The sequence below is a fragment of the Veillonella sp. T14073-2 genome (assembly GCF_002959875.1).
In the GTDB taxonomy this organism is placed as follows: domain Bacteria; phylum Bacillota; class Negativicutes; order Veillonellales; family Veillonellaceae; genus Veillonella; species Veillonella infantium.
The window spans coordinates 212,804-236,228 of sequence record NZ_PPDC01000001.1; the positions used below are offsets into that span (position 1 = coordinate 212,804).

Here is a 23,425-nt window from a genome sequence, read left to right on the forward strand (position 1 = left end):
CAAAACTCAGGTAAATTACCAAAAGCATATCATATTTAATGGAAAGATGTATACATAAGAAAACGCCTCTTCTAATTATTAAAGCCAAAGTTTAATATTCCATGTACTTTAAATTTATTTATATTTTTCTAAGTTTATCTTCTTCGTACTCATCCAGTATTCATCTATTCTTCTATAAATTGTACAAATATATCGATTTATGTTAAACTATATAAATATAAATAAATTTTAAAATTATAAATTATTTTTTCAATTCTAGTTCGGAGAGTAATTCATGAAATCATCTAGGAAACGTAAGGTTACCGCTGCATTTTTTGCAGCTGCAGCGTTGGGTGGTGTTGCCCACGCAGCCCCTACCCTCAACATGAATGATTTGGTAGGTTCGAACACTACCACTGAATCAACGGCTCAAGGCAATAATAATGTTGCTACTCCAGTCGTACGACCTATGGCAACTCAGCCTACCCCTGTAACTACACAATCAGTTCCAAAGGTAACACCTTTAATACCGCGTGTACGTCCAGTACCTGTAAACGATATTGCAAAAGCTTTATCAGATCAACAACGGGCCGTTTCACAACCACAATATGTTGTTAACAAACAAACTAATGCTGTCTTGGAACCAACATTGGCCATGCATAGCTTGATGAACGTACAACGTAAAACTGAACCTGTTACAGTACAAAAACAAGTTGATGGCAAACAGCAAGTACAAACGACACAGGTACAACGTACTCCTGTAATGGTTCAACAAGAATCTACAACACCTTTAGTTATTGCTAATACAACTCAAACTAAAGCCGTTGTAGCAAAACAAAAATTAACTATTCGAGATATTCAACGTGCAGAACGTGAAAGATTAGCTCAATTAGCAGCAGAAGAAGCCGCACAACAAGTAGGTACAAACCAAGTTGATCAGCAAATGGTCGCCCAAAAACAAGCTGAAGCTCAGCGTCAAGCGGCAATTCTAGCAGAACAACAACGTCAAATGGCTATGCAAGCGGAACAGCAACGGATTGCACAGCAACAAGCTGAAGTTCAACGCCAAGCGGCTATGCAAGCTGAACAACAACGTTTAGCTACTGAGCAAGCTGAAGCTCAACGTCAAGCAGCTCTAAGAGCCGAGCAAGAGCGTATCGCTGAAGCACAACGTCAAGCTGCAGAGCAAGAACGTCTTCGCATCCAAGAAGAACAACGCCGCATTGCACAACAACAGGCCGAGGCTCAACGTCAAGCAGCTATGCAAGCTGAACAACAACGTATTGCACAACAACAAGCCGAGGCTCAACGCCAAGCAGCTATACAAGCGGAACAACAACGTATTACTGCTGAGCAAGCCGAGGCTCAACGTCAAGCGGCCTTAAAAGCTGAACAAGAGCGTATCGCAGCAGAGCAAGCTGAAGCTCAACGTCAAGCTGCCTTAAAAGCTGAGCAACAACGTATTGCTGCAGAGCAAGCTGAAGCTCAACGTCAAGCGTCTTTGCAAGCTGAACAACAACGTATCGCAGCACAGCAAGCTGAAGCTCAACGTCAAGCGGCTTTGCAAGCCGAACAACAACGTATTGCAGCTCAACAAGCTGAACAACAACGTATCGCTGCCGAGCAAGCTGAAGCTCAACGTCAAGCAGCTTTACAAGCTGAACAACAACGTATCGCTGCTGAACAAGCTGCTCGCCAACGTGCAGAAGCTGCTGCTAAAGCTGAGGCAGAACGTCAAGCGGCTATAAAAGCTGAACAAGAGCGTATCGCAGCAGAGCAAGCTGAGGCTCAACGCCAAGCGGCAATCAAAGCTGAACAAGACCGTGTTGCTGCCGAACAAGCTAAAGCTGAACGTGAAGCGGCACTCAAAGCTGAACAAGATCGCATTGCAGCACAACAAGCAGAAATGGCTAGACAAGCTGCAATTAAAGAAGAACAAGAACGTTTAGCTGCTGAGCAATTAGCAAAAGAAGAAGCGGAAGCTGCTGCTAAAGCTCAAGCTGAGGCTGAGGCAAAAGCTAAAGCCGAAGCAGATGCTAAGGCTAAAGCACAAGCCGAAGCTGAGGCAAAAGCTAAAGCTGAAGCTGAGACCGCTGCTAAAGCTCAAGCCGAGGCTGAGGCAAAAGCTAAAGCCGAAGCTGAAGCAAAAGCTAAAGCTGAAGCAGAGTCTAAACAAGCTCAAGAAAGCAAATTACCTCAGTCCTATGTAGATGCTCGTAATGAAGCTTCTACAAAAGGGTCTGCTGTAACGGAAGATAAAAATATTCTTTCTCAACCAATAGAACCACCATTGCAAGCCGATACATCTGCTAAGATTAGCCTTGCTTTCGACGTGAAAAATTACGAATCCATGTCTACTACAGTAGATAATAAGGAAATCAAATATCGCGCCTTCGAATATATCCCTTACGTGGCTAATCCAATCGATATCGATCAACAGTACATGAACATTTATGTACCAGAAGAATACTTCAACAATGGCACTGTAAATGGTTACAATACGCAAACAGCCCCTATCTTTATGCCAAATGCGGTAGGTGGTTATATGCCAAGCCAAGCTATGACTCCGAAAGTGGAAAATGGCAAACCTAACAGTGTTCTTTACGCATTATCCCGTGGCTATGTAGTAGCTTCCCCAGCTACACGTGGTCGTACAAATAAAGCATCCGATGGCAACTTTATCGGTAAAGCTCCTGCAGTTATTGTTGACTTACAAGCTGCCACAGCATACTTACATGCTAACGATTCCACAATGCCAGGTAATGCAAACCGTATCATCACTAATGGTACAAGTGCTGGTGGTGCTGTATCCTTATTACAAGGAGCTACAGGTAACAGCTCTGACTTCCAACCATATTTACAAGCATTAGGCGCAGCTACAGCGGCAACGAATGTATACGCAGTTTCTGCGTACTGCCCTATCACTAACCTTGATGCGGCAGATATGGCTTATGAATGGAGCTATAAAGGTATTACCTCCTTCAACAAAGTAACGATGGGTCAAGGCGAATTACCTCAAGCTAATGTAGGTGGTAATACAGCTCCACCGCAACGTACAATGCAACGTGTAAACATGAATGCTGATGATATAGCATACTCTAACTTACTCAGTGAACACTTCCCAGAATACGTAAACAATTTACAATTGCATGACTCTATGGGACGTGTATTGAAACTAGATAAGAATGGCAATGGTACTTTCAAAAATTATGTGAAAGCATTCATCATTGATGCAGCAAATAAAGCACAAGCTAAAGGTACTGATTTATCTAAACATACATACTTTGTACGAGATAATAAAACAGGCGCTATAAAAGATATTAACTGGGAAGCTTACAATCAATTTGTAAGTCGTTCTAAAGCACCAGGTGCATTTGACTCCCGTTCTAATGACTCTGGCGAAAATAGTCTGTTCGGTACAAGTACTACAGATAATAATCACTTTACCATTACTGCTGCATTACACGATACAACATCTAACCAAGATGTATACGTAGAAAATGCTAAAATCGTTACTATGATGAACCCAATGAACTATCTCGGTTCTCCAGCAGCGACAAATGCACGCTACTATCGTATCCGCTATGGTACAGCTGATAGTAATACATCCGTAGCTATTCCATTGATCGTAGGTACACGTGCTCAAAACCTTGGGTACAATGTTGATATGGCAACACCATTTGGTGTAGACCATTCTGGAGACTACGATCTAGATGAATTATTCAACTGGATGGACAATATCGTTAAAAACGGTAGATAATTACAATTAAATACATACCATAACAAAAAAGGAGCTACTTAGTGGCTCCTTTTTCTTATACATGATTAAAGGTTTTTATATAAATAGTACACCATATAAATAGTACAGCAAACAAAAAGAAGCCCCTCACAATGAGGAGCTTCTTTTTATCAAGAAAGCACTAGTAGTGCCTTCATTTATTATTTTATTATACTTCAGGGAATAAAGCTGTAGACAAGTAGCGTTCGCCTGTATCAGGAAGAATTACTACGATGTTTTTACCTTTATTTTCAGGACGTTTAGCCAATTCTTGAGCAGCCCAAAGAGCAGCACCAGAGGAAATACCAACTAAGATACCTTCTGTATGTCCAAATGCTTGAGATGTAGCGAATGCATCATCGTTAGTTACTTGGATTACTTCATCGTAAATATTAGTATCCAAAGTATCTGGAATGAAGCCAGCGCCTAAGCCTTGAATTTTATGAGGGCCTGGTTTGCCGTTAGACAATACTGGAGAATCAGTTGGTTCAACAGCTACAACTTTTACGCTAGGGTTTTGTTCTTTTAAATAACGACCTGCACCAGTCAAAGTACCACCTGTACCAACACCAGCTACGTAGATATCTACTGTACCATCTGTATCTTGCCAGATTTCAGGACCAGTTGTTTTATAGTGAATTGCTGGGTTTGCTTGATTTACGAATTGACCTGCTTCGATGGCACCAGCTGTAGCTGTTACGATTTCTTTAGCTTTTGCAATAGCACCTTTCATGCCAAGAGAGCCATCAGTCAACACGAGTTGAGCACCATAGCCAAGCATCAATTTACGGCGTTCGATGGACATTGTTTCTGGCATTACGATTACAACTTTATAGCCAAGAGCAGCACCAACAGCAGATAAGCCAATACCAGTATTACCAGATGTAGCTTCTACGATTGTACCACCTGGTTGTAATTCACCAGATTCAACAGCTGCTTGGATAATTGCTGCAGCAATACGATCTTTAACAGAGCCACCTGGATTGAAGTATTCCAATTTAGCAAAAATATTTGCATCTGCGCCATATTTTTTACCAAAACGTGTAGCTGCTAACAAAGGTGTTTTACCAATTAATTCAACGAAAGATTTTGCAATATTAGACATAATAGTCACTCCTTATTAAATAGAACCATCCCAATTGTCATATTTTGTATCAAGCTTAGCGTAAGTTCCGTCAATTACATCTTGAAGGGTTACGTTTTCTAAATAATCATGAATATAGTTTTGTAATCCTGCCCAGAAACCAACAGTTCTTTCATTGATTACTGTATCAGTACTCACCCCTTCATCAAGAGTGGAGATGATAGCCATGGATTCTTCCGTGGCAAGCAAAATTTCAATAATAGTGTACTCTTTAGGGCTTTTAGATAAGCGATAGCCTCCGTATTTACCACGAATACTATCCACTAGGTTAGCGGCACCCAAACGAGCCACAATACCCTCAAGGTATTTCTCAGATATACCTTGTCGTTCTGCAACGGATCGCAAGGAAACCGGTTTATCTTGACCTTGCTCTGCTAAATCGATGAGAACCATCAATGCATAGCGACCTTTTGTGGAAATCCTCATATATCTTGCCTCTCTTTGTAAAAGTTAGTGCTAACACACCCCATGTTATAAAGCACTTATCCTACTTCATTATAAAACCTTGTATATCACTAGGAATTAATTTCATTATAGACTACTAAATCTAAAAATGCAAGAACTTATTTCCTACTTTTACAAGGGGGTATTTAAAACCCTTATATTTATTGGCCTAAGCCTATATTATTGATTTATTTTATTCTATTATTAGACTTGCAATCACACCTATCGCTACATTAACTATTTTACATAACACAAAAGGACCAGCCCGGAGGCCAGTCCTTTTGCGTATAGTTTGTAGTTTGTTATATGAGGTTTACCATGATGAATTGGAGAGGGTTCATCTGGTATTGGGACTTACCGTATCGTCAGGAAAACGATGCGCGCCCGTTTTGTCATTTGAGGAGTTGTCTAGATTATTCTAGCGTTTAGGTTACTTCTAAATTAGATTTTACCTACTAGGTCAAGACCTGGTTTCAATGTGTCTTTACCTGGTTTCCAACGTGCAGGACACACTTGATCACCATGTTTTGCTACGAATTGAGCCGCTTGTACTTTACGAACCAATTCTTCAGCAGAACGGCCAATACCCATATCATGGATTTCAGCTGTACGAACGAAACCTTCTGGATCTACTACGAATGTACCACGGTAAGCCATAGCAGACTCTTCTTGGAATACGTCGAAGAAATCAGCTAATTCATGTTTTTTATCAGCCAACATGTAGTACTCGATTTTATTAATGCTTGGAGAAGCATCAGACCATGCTTTGTGAACGAATTCAGAGTCACAAGATACGGAGTAAACTTCGCAACCTAGTTCTTTCAATTCTGCATAAGAGTTTTGTACGTCTTCTAATTCTGTAGGGCAAACAAATGTGAAGTCTGCTGGATAGAATACGAAGATGGACCATTTGCCCAACACATCGGCAGTACTAACTTTTACTAATTCAGGTTTTTTGAAAGCATCTAGAGTAAATTCAGGAAGTTGTTTACCAATAATAGACATGTTATGTCCTCCTTAATTGAGTTCTAATGTAACAGTTATATTATTATCGGTGTACTTATCACCAAATCTATATCTATCTTTGTCTATATAATAACAAATATCATTCAAGATTGCAAGTGTTATTTTTAAATTTATCGATATATTTTTCCAATATTGTTCGATGTAAATAAAAAAGAAGAAAGATGCTCATTTCTGAGCATCTTTCTTCTTTTTACGTACTACAACAGACTTACTGTTCACAGTAGCATGATCAAAAGCGATTAACCCCGCTATATTAGCAAGCCCTCTCCGTGCTATATGACCAGTTGTAGATTGTTCTTTTCCTGATTTACCATATACAAACTGCTCTAGTTTGAGTGCAGCTAATATAAATAAACCTATAATAGATAAAATAGATCCCATCAATTTAATCTATTTTTTTAGTTCTAAAATCGCATCTACGAAGCCACGGAATAATGGATGTGCATTATTCGGACGGGATTTAAGCTCTGGATGCGCTTGTGTACCAATGAAGAATGGGTGGTTTTTCACTTCAATACTTTCCACAAGGCGACCATCTGGAGATGTACCAGAGATAACAAGGCCAGCATCAGTCAATTGTTGACGGTATTCGTTGTTGAATTCATAACGGTGACGATGGCGTTCATAGATAAGGTCTTCACCATAGGCTTCATGAGTTTTTGTACCTGCTTCTACTTTGCATGGATAGATACCTAGGCGCATTGTACCGCCTTTTTTATCTACATCTACTTGGTCACTCATCAAGTCGATTACTTTATATTTAGCATTTTCATCGAATTCGCTAGAAGTGGCACCTTCCATACCACATACGTTACGAGCAAATTCCATTACTGCAGATTGCATGCCAAGACATAAGCCAAGGAATGGAATATTGTTTTCACGAGCGTATTGAATTGTGCGGATTTTACCTTCTACACCACGGGAACCAAAACCACCTGGTACAATGATACCATCAACACCTTCATACACTTCTTTAGGATCTACAGCTGTATCATCTAGTTCTTCAGAGTCAATCCAACGAAGATTAACTTTAGTACCTGTAGCGATGCCAGCATGATCTAATGCTTCAACTACGGATAGATACGCATCATGTAATGCTACATATTTACCAACGATAGCCACGGTAATATCTTTGCTTGGGTTCAAGATTTTATGAACCATTTCTTTCCACTCAGTCATATCGCAAGGGCGTTCTTCAAGGCCTAATTTTTTAATAACAATATCATCAAGGCCTTGATCTTGCATCATCAACGGTACTTCATAGATGGAACTACAAGTTTGATTTTCAATAACTGCTTCTGGTTCTACGTCACAGAATAAAGCAAGTTTTTCTTTCATTTCATCGGAAATGTGTTTTTCACTACGGCATACCAAGATATCTGGTTGAATACCAATGCTGCGCAATTCTTTTACGCTATGTTGTGTAGGTTTAGTTTTCAACTCGCCTGCTGCATTGATGTAAGGCACCAATGTTACGTGAATGTAAAGTACATCATTACGGCCTACTTCTTTTTTCACTTGGCGGATAGCTTCCATGAATGGCAAGCTTTCAATATCACCTACAGTACCACCGATTTCAGTGATAACTACATCTGCGTTATCCTCTTTACCTACACGGTATACGTTTTGTTTGATTTCATTTGTAATGTGTGGAATTACTTGTACAGTGCTACCCAAGTAATCACCTTTACGTTCTTTATTGATTACAGACCAATACACTTTACCTGCTGTAATGTTGGAACGTTTACTAAGGTTAATATCGATGAAGCGTTCATAGTGACCCAAATCAAGGTCAGTTTCAGCACCGTCATCTGTTACGAATACTTCACCGTGTTGGTAAGGGCTCATCGTACCAGGGTCGATATTAATGTATGGGTCAAATTTTTGAATCGTTACATTGAAACCGCGGTTTTTAAGCAAGCGACCCAAGGATGCTGCTGTAATCCCTTTACCAAGAGAAGAAACAACGCCGCCAGTTACGAAAATATACTTAGTTGCCATGATGCCTCCCACCTATTACATTTTTTCCGGAGCAGAAATACCTAAAATACCCAAGCCTTGACGAAGTACAAGGGCAATCGCTGTAATTAATCCTAGACGAGCTTGTTGCAACGCTGGATCTACGCCAATGATACGACCTTGACGATAGAAGGAATGGAACATGCTTGCCAAATCGAATAAGTAACGAGCAATACGATGTGGTGCACGATGTTCGGCAGATTGAACGACCTCTTCTGGATATTCAGCTAATTTTTTAATCAATTCTAATTCCATTTCGCTTGTAAGCGTTGTGAAATCAGTTTCACTATAATCACCAAATGCAATGCCTGCTTCACGCACTTGGTTGTAAATGCTGTGAATACGAGCATGAGCATATTGGATATAATACACTGGGTTATCATTGCTACGAGATTTAGCCAAGTTAATATCGAAATCAAGTTGGCTATCTAGAGAACGCATCAAGAAGAAGTAACGAGATGCATCTACACCAACCTCTTCAATCAATTCATCTAATGTAACACTATCGCCGCTACGTTTAGATAATTTAACGAGTTGTCCATCGCGGAACAATGCTACCATTTGTAACAACAGTACTGTTAGTTTATCTGGATCATAACCAAAAGCAGCCATAGCAGCTTTTACACGGCATACATAACCATGATGGTCAGCGCCCCAAATATCAATCATTTCTTTGAAGCCACGATCATATTTATTGCGGTGGTATGCAATATCTGCCGCTAAATATGTAGGAACTCCATTATCACGAATAACTACGCGGTCTTTATCGTCACCGTAGTCAGTAGATTTCAACCACAAAGCGCCGTTTTTTTCGTATACTTTGCCAAGAGCCTTTAACGCCTCTACGGAGTGATGAATTTCCTCAGTTTCATGAACAGTACGTTCAGAGAACCAATTATCGAAAGTAACACGGAAGTTTCTCAATGTCTCCTCTAGGCGAGCTAGCTTTTCTTTAAGACCTTCCTCTTTGAACAAGGCAATACGATCTGCTTCGTTCATAGCATTTAATTTATCAAAGCCTTCGCGTTCTGCAATAGCTTTTGCAGTCTCGATAATATCAGGACCACGGTAGCCATTTTCAGGGAATACGAGAGCCCCTTCTGGAATATCGAATTCAGGCATGGAACCGTCTTCGTTGCGCTTAGGTGGGAACACTAATGTAGCACCTTGCAACTCTTGGAAACGGTACTCAATGGAGATAGCCATATTATCGATTTGGTTACCTGCATCATTGATGTAATACTCAGATTGTACATTGTAACCTGCTGCACGCAACAAGTTTACAAGTGCACTACCATATGCAGCACCACGACCATGACCGACATGCAACGGACCTGTTGGATTCGCACTTACGTACTCTACTTGAATCGTATCGCGCGCACGCAATGGTTGAACACCATACTGTTCACCAGCATTTAAAATGGCTTTCAACGTATCGTACACCATATCAGATTTCAAGAAGAAGTTGATGAAACCTGCACCAGCAACCTCTGCGCGTTCGAGCCAATCAAAATTCATATGGCTAATCAAAGCCTCTGCAATAGCACGCGGGTTTTGACGAGCTATACGAGCGGATTGCATAGCGATATTTGTAGAAAAATCACCGAATTCTTTTTGAGGTGGCACTTCGAGAACGATTTCTGGATATTCCCCAGCTGGTAAACCACCGCTGTTAATCGTATCTTGTAATGCCTGTTCAATCCCCGATTTCAGGATTTCCTTCATTTCCATGCTCTGTATCCTCCCGCACGTCTATATCTAACTGATTATAAAATTGCCATTCACCTTCTACGGAAATGTCATATCCTAAATGAACATGACCTACGCCTTCGTGAAAGTCTACTGTTAATTCATGAGTGTTCACGGCCATGTGTAAATCACCATACGGTGTTTCATACACGGACTCGCGCTCTTCACCACGGACATATTGATGACGCATATTAACAGCCCCTGTTCGGAGCAATACAATAGAGTCATCATGGATTTTAATGGTCGTCTTTACCCCATCTAAGCCAGTCACACTAGATTCTTCGTAACGCACATACTGTGTATTACCCTTTTCATGTGATGTACCCGGGGAAATCAGTTCCACTACGGTATCCTTGCCGTCCATATCTCGTTGTACACTTTTTACGGACACTAGAACCCGCTTCATTTCGTAACCTCCATGGTAGTAATTAATCATCATATTATACCATAACTAAGGACTATTTTGCACCCTTAATGAGCCTCAACTTCTTAGTCTTTGTCATCTGTTTAATGGCATATTCCCTACGTTGAGCATCCTGTTTATTGCAAAATCTTTCAGAATATACTAATACAACAGGACGGCGCCCCCTCGTATACTTAGCACCACCTGGGATATGGCCATTATGAGCCTCCATACGACGCTCAAGATCTGTAGTCCATCCACAGTACAAGGAATCATCAGAACAACGCACTAAATACACATAGTGTCGTTCTTCAGGCTTAGCCTCCTTATTTGCCATTTTTCGCATCATCAGTAATCGGTTCCAATGTAATGGTATTAATGATTACTGGTTCTACAGGCTTATCATTGCGACCAGTTTTCACTTTGCCGATTTTTTCAACTACATCCATGCCTTGTACTACAGTACCAAAGATAGTGTGTTTGTTATCTAACCAATCTGTAGGTCCCAATGTAATAAAGAACTGAGAGCCCCCTGTATTAGGGCCACGATTTGCCATAGCGAGAACGCCCATTTTGTTAAAATGTAAATCATTAGAGAATTCATCAGGAATTGTATAGCCTGGACCGCCAGCACCTGTGCCATCTGGATCTCCGCCTTGAATCATAAAGCCTTCGATAACACGGTGGAATGTAACACCATTATAGAAACCTTTTTTCACTAGGTAATCAAAGTTTTTTACGGTAATAGGTGCTTTAGAGCCTAACAATCGAACTTTGAATTGACCATAATTTGTATCAAAAATAGCATATTCATCAGCAATTGGTGCATTAGAGAAATTAGGCATAGCTACCGTTTCTGCTTTTACAGTATTCCCTTGTGGTTGTTCCCCACTTTTTGTACCACAAGCTGCTGTCCCAAGCATTGTAATCCCTAACATTGCGCATAAAGCCAAGCGTTTCCAGTTCATAGTTCCCCCAAAAATGTATCATATATACTAACATGTATGTAAAATTCACATAGAAAAGCCGCTCAACCCGTGAGCGGCTCTTTTTTAGTATATCATGTTTTAGAGAAAATTTGGTTTAAATAATTATTAAATTTACCAATTTATATAACCTTATACTTTCAGTTATATATTAGCTATTATTTACCATCAAATTGTTCTGGGTTCGTACTGTTATAGGTATGAATTTAACCAAACTAATCAATCCACTTGAAATGCTTACACGCATTATAAATGCCATCCTTATCACAGTCGGTAGTGATATAATCGGCTTTTTCTTTCAATTCAGCACGTGCATTCCCCATGGCAATATTAAGCCATTCTGGCCTAAACATAGATAAATCATTATATCCATCACCAAATACTACGGCTTGATTAGGTTTCATACCAAAATAATCAAGCATATTGCGAATCCCCAAAGCTTTTTCCATTGGTTCATATAAAACACAGCCATCGCCATAACGAATGAGCTTATGCGTCATATGCTCAATTTCTTTTTCCTCTTCTTCCCCTTCTTTAAAGAACACATAAATCTTATAAAACTCTTCTACATTATGAAAGTCAAAATTAGGATCTACTGTCGTTTTAAAAACATCCCATCTTGGATGCCAATCTAAGATTTCCTTATACGGCGTAATTCGGCCTAATTTATTCCGATCTGTTACAGCCCAAGGAATATTGTGGGACTCTAAATATTCCAAATAGTTAATGCATGCATCACGATCCATCCCAATCATGGACACTAGTTCATTATTAACAGTAACACTATGTCCTCCGTCTGCCACAAAATCTGTAAGACCTGCTTGCTCAGCAAAACGCTTAGCATCTACTTGGATACGACCTGTAGCAAGCGCTACCCGATGGCCACGACGCTTCAGTTCATCCAAACTATATTGTGCACTATCAGGAATCTTGCCTTCAGGCCATACTGCCAGGGTATTGTCGATATCAAAAAAGAAAAACTTCTGTTCCACAGGCCCTCCTAATCGCGTCCACTCATCAGCTTAAAGCGCTCTTTTTGTTTTACATCTGGATATTTTTCTTGGTCCACATCACTCAAAAACATATTTAGTGGTCGTACATATAAGTCACGTTGGTCATATAATTTTTGATATACCACGAACTGTTCATTTGTTTCCGAATGAGTTGCAACATCTAACACATAATAGTACATACCTTTAAAATGACGATATAAGCCACCCTTTACAATTTTTCGCATTTATAACCTCATTACATAACATACACAAACAGTTACAGACCATATTAATCAAGAGATTCCATGTATTGAATAGCCTTAGTCAACATATCTGCTGTAATTTTATATGGAGATACATCAATATCATGAACAGATGTAGCCTTTTCAACAATTTGAGGAATATGCGATGCAGTAAGATCTAATTGTGAAAGTTTAGTAGGCCAACCTAATTCTCGATATACTGGCAACCACCGTTGTAATTCATCCATTTGTTGGTCAACGGTTAACAAAATAAGTAAGCCATATGCTACCATTTCACCATGCAAATGATTTTCTTCTGTTTCTTTATTTGTAACACAGCCATAACATACGGCATGAGCCATGTTACTATTATATGCCATAGGTACACAACCTGATACAATACCGGTAGTAAAGATAACAGTCATGGCAATGGTATCAAATGCATCACTACGTTTATTAGCTTGATTGTCTTTATAGGCTTGTATACCATGTGCTAGAATTGGTTCACTACACATAGAAGCTAGAGTAAGGCCTAGCTGAGTATTATAGTCTTGCTCACGATTGCGAGCAGAAAGATGAGTTTCATAGTGTTTTGCAATAGTATCTCCCATTCCCGCCCACAAGTAACGGCTTGGTGCTTCTACGAGAATATCAGCATCAATAAAACAGTGCACAGGAGGATGATTTACAAAGGCTACATCATCAAAATTATGATCTGCAGTGTATACAGCTGCTACTTCTGACGTTGCAGCACAAGTAGAGGCAATGGTTGGAATGGTAAAGAATGGTTTATCATCTAACTCTAGAGCTACTACTTTTACCGTATCCATGGCCTTACCACCACCAACAGCAAATATAAAGTCCGCCTCTTTTACAGAAGCCATTTGTGCAATTTCCTTACCTCGAGCGAAAGTACACTCTCCACCAAAGTGAATAATATCTAACACATCAATACCTGCTTTATCAAGCACTGGACGGATGTGTGGCAAAGCTTTAGAAAGAGCTGTTTCACCACCGATGATGGCTACAGACTTGCCATATAATTTTGTAAATTTTGGAATAATATCGAATACATCATGACCGCCAAAACTATAACTAGGTAAACAATGAGTACTACGCATAAAATTTTCCTTCCTTCCTCTATCATGTATATCCTTATTATAGAAACTTCTACTTACAAAATCAATTTTATATGACAACACTAAAACACAAAAAGGTTCTATACTTTCACCCAAATGAAAGCATAGAACCTTTAGTTTTATTATTTATTATTAGAAACAAGACCTTTATGAATAAGACCTACAATAAAACCAAGTATTGCAAAGCTTACCCAACCCATACCAGCACCTTGGAATGGAATATACTCAACAAAAAGATTTTCCAAAAAGTCCGGTGCAATACCAGCTGTTTCCAGACCAGTCATAAGTGCAGAGATCATTGTAAGACCAATTGTCCATGCATATATACAACGACGACCGCCAAACACATCGTTAATTAATGCGAGTAAAATAATTACAATTGTCAACGGATACAACAACATTAACACAGGAATGGCAGCACTGATGATTGTCTTTAGGCCAAACATACTAAGGCAAAATGCGGCAACAGAGAAAATAACTACATATAACTTGTAGCTAATCTTCGGTGTCAACTTATGGAAGTATGTACCACAAGAAGTAATTAAACCAATACTTGTAGACAAACAAGCCAAGAGAACGATAATAGCCAGAATTATTTGTCCAAAATCACCAAATAAATAGTTAGCACTTGTAGAAAGGACAGGCGCCCCTGTATCGAACAGGCCAAAACGTTCAACACTAGTAGCACCAATGTTAGCGATAAATAGATACACAATACCGAGAAGACCTACGGCAATAGCACCAACTTCCATCACGGTTTTAGTAATTACTTCATGATTTGTAGCGCCACTAAGTCGAACAAAGTCGATAACAAGAATAGCAAATACTACAGAAGCTAACGCATCCATTGTATTATAGCCATCTAAGAATCCTTGTAACACAGCAGTAGGTGCATCTCCATACGCTGGTTGTGGCAATGCATAACCACCAATTGGCGTAATAAAGGATTTAACAATAAGTAACAAGATAACCAACAACAAGGCTGGTGTTAAAATGTTACCAATGCGATTTACAAGCTTGTGAGGGCTAATGGATAACCATAAAGATACACCAAAGAATATGGCGAGGAATATAGGTTCCATATTCATATGCAAGCCTTCAGCAAATGGCTTAATCGCAATTTCATAAGCTACTGTACCAGTACGCGGTGTGGCAAACATAGGCCCAATACTCAAGTAAAGTGCGATAGTGTATATTAAGCCATAAATTGGATGAACACGACTCGCTAACTCTTCAACATCTTTACAAGACGAGTAGCCCATAGCTACAACACCTAATAGTGGAAGGCCTACACCGGTTAATACAAAGCCGAACAAAGCCCAACCAACGTTATCACCAGAATGTTGACCTAAGGCCGCTGGGAAGATTAAGTTCCCTGCCCCAAAGAATAGGGCAAATAACATCATGCCTATAGCCCAATAGGCACGGGCAGATAATTTCTCATTACCATTCATAAATGTAACCCCCTTTAGGTTATATATAGAAATAATATTACTATTATAATCCTAACAAGGACATGTATGCAATAAAAATATCCTTATTATGATACATTTGCATAGCACCATTCCTATAAGTAAAGGGAATTAAATTTAATAATAAGTTAATAATAAAAACCATATATGTCCATCATTATTTTCATTTTTATAGTATTGCATTATACATCAATCTTTTTTAAATGAACTTGTACATCATAAAATGTACTACCCCAACCTTGATCAGTAGGTCTGTCTGCTGTAAGTACATTAATACCTACATTAGGATCACTAGATTGTGATTGCCACCATACGCCAAGGGTTACCAACGTACCTCGTTGCACATCTTCATCGTAGTAACCTTTAATTCTTACACTACCACGTTGATTATAGATTTCTACTTCGTCGCCATCATTAATATTATATACTTTTGCATCTTCAGGATTGATGCGTAGTTTCATCAATTCAGAATCATCAAACTCTAACTCACAGAAGCTAGAATCTAAAATGCGAATATCATTGCCGATAATAAGCCAGAATGGTGCATCATCACCATAAGGCGGTAAATAACGAATTAGGGGCTCCACATCATGTGGATTATATAACTCAATCTTTCCAGACGGAGTTTTAAAATCTAATTTATAATTTTCAGGCAACGTCATCTCTACAGGTTCACCTTGAAGAATTAAATTTTGATCACCCTTAGAAATACGGTGCGACGTACTTACAATTTGATCTATCAACTCTCGTTCACTATGCGTAAAGAATTCATCTGTAAGTCCCATACGTTTAGCTAATTCGGAAATCACTTGCCAGTTAGAGCGGGATTCGCCAATAGGATCGATTAATTTATAACCCGTTCCAATTGTATAGTGCCCATAGGAGTTATATATATCGTCATGTTCTACTGATGTTGTGGCAGGCAATACAATATCGGCATATTTACATGTGTCGGTAAAGAAGCGTTCGTGAACAACCGTAAATAAATCATCTCTCATCAAGCCTTTTCGCACCACATTTTGATCAGGTGCTGTTATAGCCGGATTACTAGAGAATACATAGAGACTGTGCACAGCTGTACCTGATGGTTTTGTAAGCATTTCACCTAGTTTAATCATAGGCATCAATCGTTTTGCTGGTGCATCCACATGAGCCTGTTGCATCACTTCTTTGCCCACAAACTTACTACCACTAGCACTCGATAATAAGCCACCGCCTAAATGTTGCCAAGCTCCAACTACAGCAGGTAATGCATTAATAGCACGACAGTTCATAGCACCATTCCCATAGCGTGATAACCCACTGCCAAGACGTATAAATGGAGCCTTAGCTTTAGCATAGGCATGGGCAAACTCAATTATACGCTCTACGGAAACGCCACAAAGTTCAGCTGCTTTTTCCGGTGTAAAATCAATCAACACATCGTTTATGAGTTCATCATAACCTTGTACATGTTTCTTAATAAAATCTATATCTGCTAAACCGTCTCGATGAATAATATGAAGCATACCTAACGCTAAGGCGCCATCACTACCAGGTTTTACATAAATATGTTCATGAGCTTGATTAAAAGTATAGGTTTTATGAGTATCAATAATCCAAACTCGAGCGCCATTCTTTTTTGCTATATTTACATCATGTAAGATATGAACATCGGTAGCAGTGGCATTAATGCCCCATAAAACAATTAAATCACTATGTTGTGCCTCTTGCGGTTTAATGGCTAGTGTATCACCATAAACAGAGCGGAATCCTGCCTGTTTTGCAGGGGAGCAAATACCACGGTCTTGATCCGTCGCACCAATACGGCGGAAGAAATAATCTGCTGCTGGGCTTTGGATGACCCCCATGGTACCTGCATAGGAGTAGCGCAAAATACTTTCACTGCCATAAGTACTAATAGTTTCTTTAAAATTATTAACAATGGTATCTAATGCCTCATCCCAACTGATACGTATATATTGGTCTTCACCGATTCCTTTTTTACCAATCCGTTTCATTGGGTACTGCAAACGCAATGGAGAATGAACCACTTGTTCGTAATGCGCCATTTTAGGGCATAATGTACCTCTTGTAAAAGCATGATCTCTATTACCACGAACAGATACTACTCTATTGTTCTCTACCGATACGATTAGACCACATGCATCTGGGCAATCATAAGGACATACTGATTTGTATTCTTTCAAAATAAGCACCTCGCTTATAAATTATATAAACTATAGGATGTATATTTATATTATATTACAGCATCATCTGTATAAGTGTAACCTTTAACACATTTTCTATATTCACAGAGATTAAAATCATTGCATATCATGCATATCAATACATTCAGTTATCACAATACGTTGCTATACACATCAAAAATTTTTATATATGTTATTGAACATTTCAAGTTTTATCGATGTTTATCTGTTCTCATTCTTGCTCAAAGCTTAAACAGATATACTAATAAGCTCTATAAAAATACTGAAAATCTATAAAAAAATCATGCAATCATAACTAAAAGTCATAACCATATAGTTTTAGGTATAATCGGATGTTTCGGTAATCGACCTCGGAATATGTGACAAACATCACCGGTACGTATGCGTATTTAGTAATGTGTTTCAGACTGTAAGACTATTCAATCTCACTTCTTTCTGTGCTATACTGACATTGTCATTTGAGAGGATATAGAGCTCACCAAATATCATTTAAATTTCATGATATTTTAGAGTGACGTTACTATATCAGGTACATATTTTCTGAAAAGAGGTTTTAACGATGGCAGACGCAAAAAACACTGTGTTATTCCCTTATGAAACATTGAAAAAATTAAGCATGGACGCTTTCCAAAAATTCGGTTTCTCCGAAAAAGAAGCTGACATCATTCAAGACGTACTTTTGACTTCCGACTTGTTCGGTATTCAAAGCCATGGTATGCAACGTATGGTTCGTTACCACAAAGGTATCACTAATGGCTTGATCAAAATCGACGCAAAACCTGAAATCGTAAAAGAAACTCCAATTTCCGCAGTTATCGACGGTCATGATGGCATGGGCCAAATCTTAGGCCACATGGCTATGGAAATGGCTATCGAAAAAGCTAAAAAATCCGGTGTTGGTATCGTATCCGTACGTAACTCCAATCACTATGGTATCGCTGGTTACTATGCTAAAATGGCATCCGACCAAGGCTTAATCGGTTTCTCTTGTACAAACTCCGAAGCAATCATGGTTCCTGTATATGCTCGTAAAGCTATGCTTGGTTCTAACCCTATCGCTTGGACTGTACCTGCTGATCCTGTTGACTTCTTCTTCGATTGCTCCACTACAGTAGTAACTCGTGGTAAACTTGAAATGTACAACAAAATGGGCAAAGCTACTCCAGATGGTTGGGCTGTTAATAAAGATGGCGTTCCTTCCACTGATGCAGCTGAAGTATTGGGCAACATCTCCCGTCATGAAGGCGGCGGTATCCTTCCTTTAGGTGGTGCTACAGAAGTTCTTGGCGGCCACAAAGGTTATGGTAACGGCATGATTGCTGAATTATTCTCCTCCATCTTGTCCCAAGGTGGTACTTCCAACAAATGTATGGTTGGCGGTAAATCCAATATCTGCCACGGCTTCATGGCTATCAACCCTGAATTCTTCGGTGACCCAGCTGAAATCAAAAAACACTTCTCCCAATTCTTACAAGAATTACGTGAAGCTCCTAAAGCTGCTGGTCAAGACCGCATCTACACTCATGGTGAAAAAGAACATGAATCCGTTGAAAAAGTTAAAGCTGAAGGCATCCCTGTACTTAACGGTACAATGCTAGAAGTTCAAGATCTTTGCAACGAATTGGGTCTAGACTTCAAATCCTACTTCGGCGATTATGTACCAGAAGCTCCTGCTACAATGTTCAAAGGTAACTACTAATACCTAAGAGCTTACAAAAGGCCCTAACACGGACATGTAGTCAGTAAAGAAGGGGACATAAACACTGTTTATGTCCCCTCTCTTATATTTTCAACCTCATAATGTATGAGGTTAAAAATTTTTAAGGAATATATCATTTTTTATGATAAGTATATCTGTTATTTTATTGTAATCTTTTATTTTAACTGAACTTTTACAACTTAATACAATAGTTATTTACTCATCAATTAAATTGATTAAGCTACATCGTCCTGTTAAGCATATATTTTTATTTTTCTTGAAAGGATGATTTTAGAAATGAGTGCTATCACCGTTTTATTAGCGTTAGCGCCTATCATTTGGTTAATCGTAGCATTATCCATCTTGAAATTACCGGCATGGAAAGCAACCACTGTTGCCGCAATTGGTTCTTTCATCATCGCCATTACAGCATTCCAAGCTAATCCACTCCATATGGCGACAGGCGCCCTCGAAGGCGCCGCATTGGCACTTTGGCCAATCCTACTAGTTATTACAGCTGCTATCTTCGTTTATAACTTGGTAGTACATACGAAAGCAATGGAAACTATTAAAACAATGCTTTCTTCTGTAACATCTGATACTCGTGTACTTGCATTACTACTTGCATGGGGCTTTGGCGCTTTCATGGAAGGTATGGCTGGCTTTGGTACTGCTGTTGCAATTCCAGCTGCTATGATGGTTGCCGTAGGTTTTGACCCACTAAAATCTATCATCGCATGTCTCGTTGCGAACTCCGTACCTACAACATTCGGCTCCATCGGTATTCCAACTACTACATTGGCATCCTTAACAAGCCTTGATCCAAGTCACTTAGGTACATTCATTTCTGTACAATTATTCTTACTTAACCTTATCGCACCATTCTTCGTTGTTATGATTATTGGTGGCGGTGTAAAAGCGTTAAAAGGCGTATTCCTTGTAACATTACTTTCCGGTTTAGCATTAGCTATTCCTGAAACTGTAATCAATGCAGTAATGGGTCCAGAATTATCCGTAATCTCTGCATCCATCGTTATCATGGCAGTTATCATTATCTGTGCGAAAATCATGCCTCCTAATGATCCTGAATACGCAGTTAAGCAAACTGGTGAAGTTCCTAAAGTTTCCAGTGGTGAAGGCCTTGTAGCTGCAATGCCATTCATCTTGATCTTCGTATTATTGTTATTAACTTCTAAATTATTCCCTGCAATCAACGGTCCTTTGGCATCTATTAAAACTTCTGTACCAATCTATACAGGTCAAGGTGCTAAACCTTATACATTCGTATGGATTGCAACTCCTGGTATCATGATCTTCATCGCTGGTATCGTTGGTGGTTTTATCCAAAAAGCAAAAGCTGGTGAAATCTTCGGTACATTGGGTAGTACAGTTAAAAACTTGAAGTTCACATACCTTACAATCATCACAGTTGTTATGACAGCTAAATTGATGACTTACTCTGGTATGACTGCAGACATTGCAAAAGCAATGGTTGCTGGTACAGGTTCCTTGTACCCTCTATTCGCTCCTATCGTAGGTGCGTTGGGTGCCTTCTTAACAGGTTCCGGTACAAACTCCAACGTATTGTTTGGCCCACTTCAAATCGCTGCAGCTCAAGGTTTAGATCCTACAAACTTCGAAGACCTTGGCTTCTGGTTGGCAGCAGTTAACTCCGGTGCAGCTGGTATCGGCAAAATGTTGTCCCCACAATCCATCGCAATTTCTATTGGTGCCGTAGGTCCTGCTTTGAAAGCATACCTAGAAAACCACAAAGAAATTAACGCGGAAGAAGCTCACAACTTAGAACATGAAATCGAAGCAAGCGTTATCATGAACAGCGCATTCAAATACTTCTTGATCTTCATCGTAATGCATGGTTGCATCTCCTTCTTCGGTCAACATTTCATCCATGAAATTCACCACTTCTTCTTCTAAGAACTGGTAACAATACAAAAAAGAACAGCTCTTCACGAGCTGTTCTTTTTTGTTGCCACATATCAAATTACTACCAATAATATAACTTAATAATTTTAGTAATATCTATTGAATTAATATTTTTAGATGCAATTAATTAACTTATTGTAATCGATGAAAAACAAGATATCAAATCATAAATTTGAATAACAAAAATTTATAGAATTTATTTTGTAATCATGTTACAATACATCGTATCAAATAGATAAAATTAAATGCAGTCTGCGAAGTGCGATTCGCAGGCTTTTATTTTTCCCATTTTAAGATAGGAGGATTTTATGACTCAAGAAAATTCTGCTAAGGTTTCCTTTATCTTGGTAGTATTCCTTGGCATGTTAACAGCTATTACACCGCTCGCAACAGATCTGTATTTACCTGCATTACCGATTATGCCTGGAGAATTAAATACAACAGCATCAAATATTCAAATGACCATTGGTGTTATGACCTTTGGCGTTGCATTAGGCCAATTATTTGGTGGTCCTATTAGTGATACAATGGGTCGTAAGTTACCACTTATTATAGGTAATTTACTATGTGTTATCTCTAGTATTATATGTGCCTATGCACCTAGTATTGAAATACTTTTACTAGGCCGCTTCTTACAAGGTTTAACAGGTTCTGTAGGCGTTGTAATTTCTAAAGCTATCGCCCGAGACTTTGCATCGGGCCAAGAACTGACCAAACTATTTGCCTTACTTATGATGGTTAATGGGTTAGCCCCTGTACTCGCCCCTTTAGTAGGTGGCCAACTACTTCTCTTCACCACTTGGCGCATTATCTTCATAATCTTAGCTGTATTCTCTGCTATTCTATTGATAGGTTCGCTTCTTTTCCGTGAAAGCTTACCAAAGGAAAACCGCGTTACTGGCGGTCTAACTACGGCTGTAAAGAACTACCTTACACTGATCAAAGATAAACGTTTCCTAGGACAATCTTTAATTCAATTCTTTGCTTTCGGCGCTTTCTTTGCGTATATTTCAGGTTCATCCTTTGTATACCAAAATATTTTTCAACTTTCCGCCCAGGAATTTAGTTACCTTTTTGGTATTAATAGCTGCGGCGTTATCTTAGCCAGTGCCATTAGCGGACGTGTAAGCAATGTTATAACATCTCGTCAACTACTTACATTCAGTCTATGGCAACTTACGATTGGCTCTTTACTATTCTTAGTAGCCATGATTTTCGAATGGCCTCTCATTCCTGTAACAACAATTTTATTCTTTACTGTATGTACAGTATCTCTATTCGGCTCCGCCTCCTTCTCTATGGCGATGACAAACTATGGAAAAATGGCAGGCAGCGCCTCTGCTATACTAGGCTTTGCAAACATGTTTGCGGCAGGCATTGTATCTCCACTCGTTGGTATTGGCGGCGATCATACGGGCATACCCATGGGGATTACAATGCTAGTATGTGCAACGCTTTCCTTATTGTGCTTGTATGGTTTAGTAGGAAAAGAATAATCTCTTTTAAACATTTGTGTAAGTCCTACAATGGGGCCCCGTTACAATAGAATAAATTTTGTATAAAAACAGCGGTACCTTCTTCTTGCTCAGTACGTCACTTCGTTCCGTAAAATCGCTTCGAAAAAGGTACCGCTATTTTTATTAATTTTTGCTATGAAGATGTCCCATTGTAGGACTATCAGCCTATAATTAAAATATATTAATTCTTTTTTACAAATACACTAAGCACAATAAAGGAAAGCACCTGTCCAACTGATTGTAGGGAGTAAAACTAAGTCGTAATGGGGCCCCGTTACAATAGAATAAATTTAGTATAAAAATAGCACCACCTTCTTCTTGCTCAGTACGTCACTTCGTTCCGTAAAATTGCTGCGAAAAAGGTGGTGCTATTTTTATTAACATTTTTGTAAAGGTATCCCATTACGACATAAGAACATCAATATAAGTACCTAGACACATATATTATACATAAATTTAACTTGGCACTATTCTTTTCTATCTACATTAATATACTTAAGCACAATAATGGAAAGCGCAGGCTCAACTGATTGTAGAAAAGAACACAGCCCTCTCTGCAGCGATTTTACGGAACGTAGTGACGTACTGAGCCAAGAGAGGGCTGTATTTTTTCTATACTAATAATATGCAGTTGTATTCGGGCCCCATTATAAAATGTAAGGCCACCTATCGGTTATTCGCC

At 39.1% G+C, this 23,425-nt stretch carries 18 protein-coding genes; 4 read left to right on the forward strand and 14 right to left on the reverse strand.

The window, feature by feature from the left end; genetic code table 11:
• Positions 1-274: 274 nt before the first annotated feature.
• A complete protein-coding gene (locus VCHSUH04_RS10230) occupies positions 275-3,739 on the forward strand; it encodes a subtype B tannase (protein ID WP_199176408.1) in 3,465 nt (1,154 codons plus the stop codon).
• Positions 3,740-3,926: 187 nt separating this feature from the next.
• Here the strand turns inward: VCHSUH04_RS10230 and cysK are convergent, their stop codons facing one another.
• From cysK to VCHSUH04_RS01200, 14 genes are all read right to left on the reverse strand, one after another.
• Positions 3,927-4,862 (reverse strand): cysteine synthase A, encoded by a 936-nt coding sequence (cysK, locus tag VCHSUH04_RS01135; RefSeq protein ID WP_105084977.1) that lies wholly within the window; start codon positions 4,860-4,862, stop codon positions 3,927-3,929.
• 15 nt (positions 4,863-4,877) lie between these two features.
• Positions 4,878-5,327, reverse strand: a complete 450-nt coding sequence (locus VCHSUH04_RS01140; RefSeq protein WP_004698292.1) for an Rrf2 family transcriptional regulator — start codon at positions 5,325-5,327, stop codon at positions 4,878-4,880.
• A 459-nt stretch (positions 5,328-5,786) separates the two neighbouring features.
• Entirely contained in the window at positions 5,787-6,350 is a 564-nt protein-coding gene (gene ahpC / locus VCHSUH04_RS01145) for an alkyl hydroperoxide reductase subunit C (protein ID WP_004698190.1), read from the reverse strand.
• 186 nt (positions 6,351-6,536) lie between these two features.
• Positions 6,537-6,752, reverse strand: a complete 216-nt coding sequence (locus VCHSUH04_RS01150) for a hypothetical protein (RefSeq protein WP_004698120.1) — start codon at positions 6,750-6,752, stop codon at positions 6,537-6,539.
• A 9-nt stretch (positions 6,753-6,761) separates the two neighbouring features.
• A complete protein-coding gene (locus VCHSUH04_RS01155) occupies positions 6,762-8,372 on the reverse strand; it encodes a CTP synthase (protein ID WP_105084978.1) in 1,611 nt (536 codons plus the stop codon).
• A gap of 15 nt (positions 8,373-8,387) precedes the next feature.
• A complete protein-coding gene (gene argS / locus VCHSUH04_RS01160; RefSeq protein WP_105084979.1) occupies positions 8,388-10,121 on the reverse strand; it encodes an arginine--tRNA ligase in 1,734 nt (577 codons plus the stop codon).
• On the reverse strand, positions 10,087-10,545 hold the full coding sequence (locus VCHSUH04_RS01165) for a DUF1934 domain-containing protein (RefSeq protein WP_105084980.1): 459 nt from the start codon (positions 10,543-10,545) through the stop codon (positions 10,087-10,089). Before VCHSUH04_RS01165 ends, argS begins: the two co-directional genes overlap by 35 nt.
• A 52-nt stretch (positions 10,546-10,597) precedes the next feature.
• Positions 10,598-10,879, reverse strand: coding sequence for a GIY-YIG nuclease family protein (locus tag VCHSUH04_RS01170; protein ID WP_105084981.1), 282 nt, complete (start codon positions 10,877-10,879; stop codon positions 10,598-10,600).
• Positions 10,869-11,510, reverse strand: coding sequence for a peptidylprolyl isomerase (locus VCHSUH04_RS01175; RefSeq protein WP_105084982.1), 642 nt, complete (start codon positions 11,508-11,510; stop codon positions 10,869-10,871). The genes VCHSUH04_RS01170 and VCHSUH04_RS01175 overlap by 11 nt, the downstream gene beginning before the upstream one ends.
• Positions 11,511-11,743: 233 nt before the next feature.
• Positions 11,744-12,520: an HAD family hydrolase gene (locus tag VCHSUH04_RS01180; protein ID WP_105084983.1), complete on the reverse strand. Its 777-nt coding sequence runs from the start codon at positions 12,518-12,520 to the stop codon at positions 11,744-11,746.
• Between the two features lie 8 nt (positions 12,521-12,528).
• A complete protein-coding gene (locus tag VCHSUH04_RS01185) occupies positions 12,529-12,765 on the reverse strand; it encodes a DUF1653 domain-containing protein (RefSeq protein WP_105084984.1) in 237 nt (78 codons plus the stop codon).
• Between the two features lie 44 nt (positions 12,766-12,809).
• Entirely contained in the window at positions 12,810-13,883 is a 1,074-nt protein-coding gene (locus VCHSUH04_RS01190; RefSeq protein WP_105084985.1) for an iron-containing alcohol dehydrogenase family protein, read from the reverse strand.
• 140 nt (positions 13,884-14,023) lie between these two features.
• Positions 14,024-15,355: a branched-chain amino acid transport system II carrier protein gene (gene brnQ / locus VCHSUH04_RS01195; RefSeq protein ID WP_105084986.1), complete on the reverse strand. Its 1,332-nt coding sequence runs from the start codon at positions 15,353-15,355 to the stop codon at positions 14,024-14,026.
• Positions 15,356-15,555: 200 nt separating this feature from the next.
• Positions 15,556-17,562 (reverse strand): molybdopterin-dependent oxidoreductase, encoded by a 2,007-nt coding sequence (locus tag VCHSUH04_RS01200; RefSeq protein WP_105084987.1) that lies wholly within the window; start codon positions 17,560-17,562, stop codon positions 15,556-15,558.
• A 580-nt stretch (positions 17,563-18,142) separates the two neighbouring features.
• On the opposite strand from VCHSUH04_RS01200, the gene VCHSUH04_RS01205 reads away from it, so the two are divergent.
• From VCHSUH04_RS01205 to VCHSUH04_RS01215, 3 genes are all read left to right on the forward strand, one after another.
• Positions 18,143-19,282 (forward strand): Ldh family oxidoreductase, encoded by a 1,140-nt coding sequence (locus VCHSUH04_RS01205; protein ID WP_105084988.1) that lies wholly within the window; start codon positions 18,143-18,145, stop codon positions 19,280-19,282.
• Positions 19,283-19,579: 297 nt separating this feature from the next.
• Positions 19,580-21,217: an L-lactate permease gene (locus VCHSUH04_RS01210; RefSeq protein WP_105084989.1), complete on the forward strand. Its 1,638-nt coding sequence runs from the start codon at positions 19,580-19,582 to the stop codon at positions 21,215-21,217.
• A gap of 317 nt (positions 21,218-21,534) precedes the next feature.
• Positions 21,535-22,722, forward strand: coding sequence for a multidrug effflux MFS transporter (locus tag VCHSUH04_RS01215; protein ID WP_105084990.1), 1,188 nt, complete (start codon positions 21,535-21,537; stop codon positions 22,720-22,722).
• The last annotated feature ends 703 nt before the right edge of the window (positions 22,723-23,425 follow it).